This window comes from Klebsiella sp. NPDC088457 (assembly GCF_044900465.1).
GTDB lineage: Bacteria > Pseudomonadota > Gammaproteobacteria > Enterobacterales > Enterobacteriaceae > Klebsiella.
Genome location: NZ_JBJDNH010000107.1, coordinates 1 through 3036, shown reverse-complemented (window position 1 = coordinate 3036; position 3036 = coordinate 1). Strand labels below are relative to the sequence as shown.

Annotated in this window: 2 protein-coding genes; one reads left to right on the top strand and one right to left on the bottom strand. The window is 41.8% G+C overall.

Annotation, left to right across the window (positions count from 1 at the left end):
* Positions 1 to 199: 199 nt before the first annotated feature.
* Complete coding sequence (locus ACI2JR_RS28145) at positions 200 to 1012, top strand: hypothetical protein (RefSeq protein WP_462480093.1); 813 nt, start codon at positions 200 to 202, stop codon at positions 1010 to 1012.
* Between the two features lie 105 nt (positions 1013 to 1117).
* Here ACI2JR_RS28145 and ACI2JR_RS28140 read toward each other — a convergent pair whose 3' ends face one another.
* Complete coding sequence (locus ACI2JR_RS28140) at positions 1118 to 2260, bottom strand: Fic family protein (RefSeq protein WP_462480092.1); 1143 nt, start codon at positions 2258 to 2260, stop codon at positions 1118 to 1120.
* Between the last annotated feature and the right edge of the window lie 776 nt (positions 2261 to 3036).

Below are 3036 nucleotides of genomic sequence, written 5' to 3'. Positions count from 1 at the left end.
CGGTTGGTGGTTTGTTTCTTTTTGGCGATTGATCAGATCGCACAATCCGGGCTGAGTTCCCTCAAAGTGATCTACTATTTGGCGCAGCTATTTAGGCTTCAAATACTCTAGTTTACTTGCTGTTTTCTCTATTCTGTTTCAATGGGCCAGATTTAACCAAATTGAATTAAGTCCTTCATATCAAACGACAAAGGCTGACATGGTAAACATATTGCTTAAAAACAATACAAACTTGGTTAATGAGGAAGTAGAAAAAATAATAGACTTTCTTATTCTTAATCCGAATAAGATAAGAAAATTACTTGGTACTGATTCTGAATGTTTTGATGTACCTATATCCGATCACAATAAACGAGATCATCGATATAATATTCGCCCACTAATAGAAACTAGCAATAATAATATAATCTGGGGCGCTGCGGCAGCTTATCGAGCAGGGACAATATGGATTGCTCATATTGCAAATGGATATCTTCCTGCCGAGTTTGAATGGAGCCACATTTCACATGAGGTTGGTAAGATAAAAGAGAGTATTGAAAAGCAATTAGAAATAACCACTTTTAATATTGTAAAAAGGTTCGCAACCCAAATTGAACTTGGCATCGACTTTAAGAAACGCTTTCCAAAGAAAAAATTTCCTGATGTAGGTGATTTTGATACCTTAGCCTATTTTTCTGATAGCAACACTTGGTTGAATATAGAGTGCAAGTATAATCAGCCCTACTATTGCATTAAAGACATGCGTCGTTTACGAGAGAAAATATTTGGTAGAGGTGATAAAAGAGGACAGATTGGGAAAATAGAAAAAAGAATTAATTTTCTAGCGGAAAATTATAATGATATTCTTACCCTACTAAACTGGAATAAGCCCGGAGATAACCATGACGTCAAATTTATTAATTTGTACATTAGTAGACAAATTTACTGGTGGTTAAGATATCCGCCATATGAAACTAATATTAACTTTGTACAAGTAGATGCGTTAGAATCTTGGTTACAAGAAAATTTATAGCATATTAATTAACATCCATTAAATTAAGGTGGTTTGAAAAATAACCACCTTAATATTTATAGAAGCCAAAAATATGGAGCCTGTAATTTAATTTACTCATTAAGATTATAGATTAGGAATAAACCCTTCTTCCCGCAGAACCTTAATCACTCCACGTATCAGATACGAATTAGAAAATTTCGCCGTATAGGTACGCGCCCCCTCTTCTACTGGCTGGAGCAGTCCCCGTTCAATCAGTTTACCAAGCTGGTAAGTCACCTGCGTCGGTTTCAGATCAGGCAAAACAGCACGTAGATCGCCCGCTTTTATCGTCCCCAATTCAACCGCACGTTTCAGAACCTTTGATTCCAGCGGATTTATCAGCCCTCTTTCCGACGAAAAATCGATGGCCGGATACAGGATCTTTTCGCTCAGGAAAGCGTGATTCGTCAGTTGATCGACTTTCTTCAGCTCAGAGGAGATCCCCGAAAGCACATATAAGCACCATTCTTCCAGCCCCTCCTCTGTTCCCTTATCGGCTAACGAAAGCATGGCGTAATAGCGTTCACGATCATTACAGAATACCGCTGTCGGATTGAGAACCCGACCACCCGTCTGAACGTTAAAACCATACTTGATAAGCAACGCATAGGTCAGCAATCTGACCGTTCTACCATTACCGTTGCCAAAGGGATGTATCCAGCCAAAGCGGTGATGCACCAGCGCAATCTTCATCAGATCATACTTTGGCTTATCGGCACGATTAATAAAGGCGGTCAGTTCAGCCATATAATCAACAACATGGATGTGATCCGGCGGCAAATGATCAGACTGAGCGATGCTGACATTATGTTGTCGGTATGCGCCGGGCGTTCTGTCGCCTTCCTGTTGCAACCCGACCACTGCCAGACTATGCAACTCGCGAATAAAATATTCCGTTATGTCATCGCCATCATTCAGATATTCGTCAATGAACTCCATCGCCGCTTCAATGTTGTTGATTTCTTTAAGCTGGTCCGTCGAACTCTGCGTTCCTTCCACCTTGCTTTCAACATAGTCGGCAAGCGTGGTGTGGTTTCCTTCAATCCTTGCAGAGCCCAAACTCTCCAGCATGTGGAAAACGGCCTTCAACTGCGCAAACAGAAGGGGGTGAACGTCGGTTTCCAGCCGCAAATGCCGGAGTATCTCCAGCTCCGTCAGCGCGTCGACCAAAGGGGAATCAAAGCTGGGGTTCAGAAGCGAGAGTTTAAAGTGATTAAATTGAGCCATGATGTTTAGTTATCTCAACTGTTGCATGACGATATCTCAAAAGTATAGCAAAAATATTAATGTAATCTATAGATTAGAAACATTGCCGTTTCTGATTATCTCAAAAACCGTTGTTCCAACATATCAAATGTATGTTTGAAAGATGTTCAACACGAAGGGGGGTTTTGCCTGCGTAATGCAGCATGGATTTTTTAGTGTCGCTATGTGTGGACCTCTGAGCGTTATGTGTGGACCTAACTCCACACATAACAAAACCCCCACTCGCAAAACAACGATTTTTCGTGATAACCATCACAAAAACAAAGCGATTTTTTATGGGGGCCTTAATGGGGGCGCTGTTTGTGAGAAATACCAACAAAACCAATAACAAACAGCGTGTTAATCGTGGATATGATTCCGAGTCCGGCACCACTTATTAAAGAACCCAGCCTATGGCTGGGTTTTTGCTTTTCTACGGCCGGACTCTCCATCGAACTGCGTTCGATTATTCGCCGCCAGCGGCTCACCCCTTCGGGGCCGACGCGACAAGCGCGTCGTTCAACGCCTTCGGCGTTAGTCCGAGTCCGGGCACCACTATTCTTTTTTTATGCTTCCTTATGAATTCTTATATTGTTTAAATTCAATATGTTGGCGTAAAAAGTCTTTCCGATACGTATTGATTTATCCCTTCGTATCCGGAACATTTGGGGTCAGATTGCGGGTCATTCAGTTCGACAACTGGAGTGACCCTCACATGTTAACTGACAGCAAAATCCGCTCAGCAAAACCTCTCACAA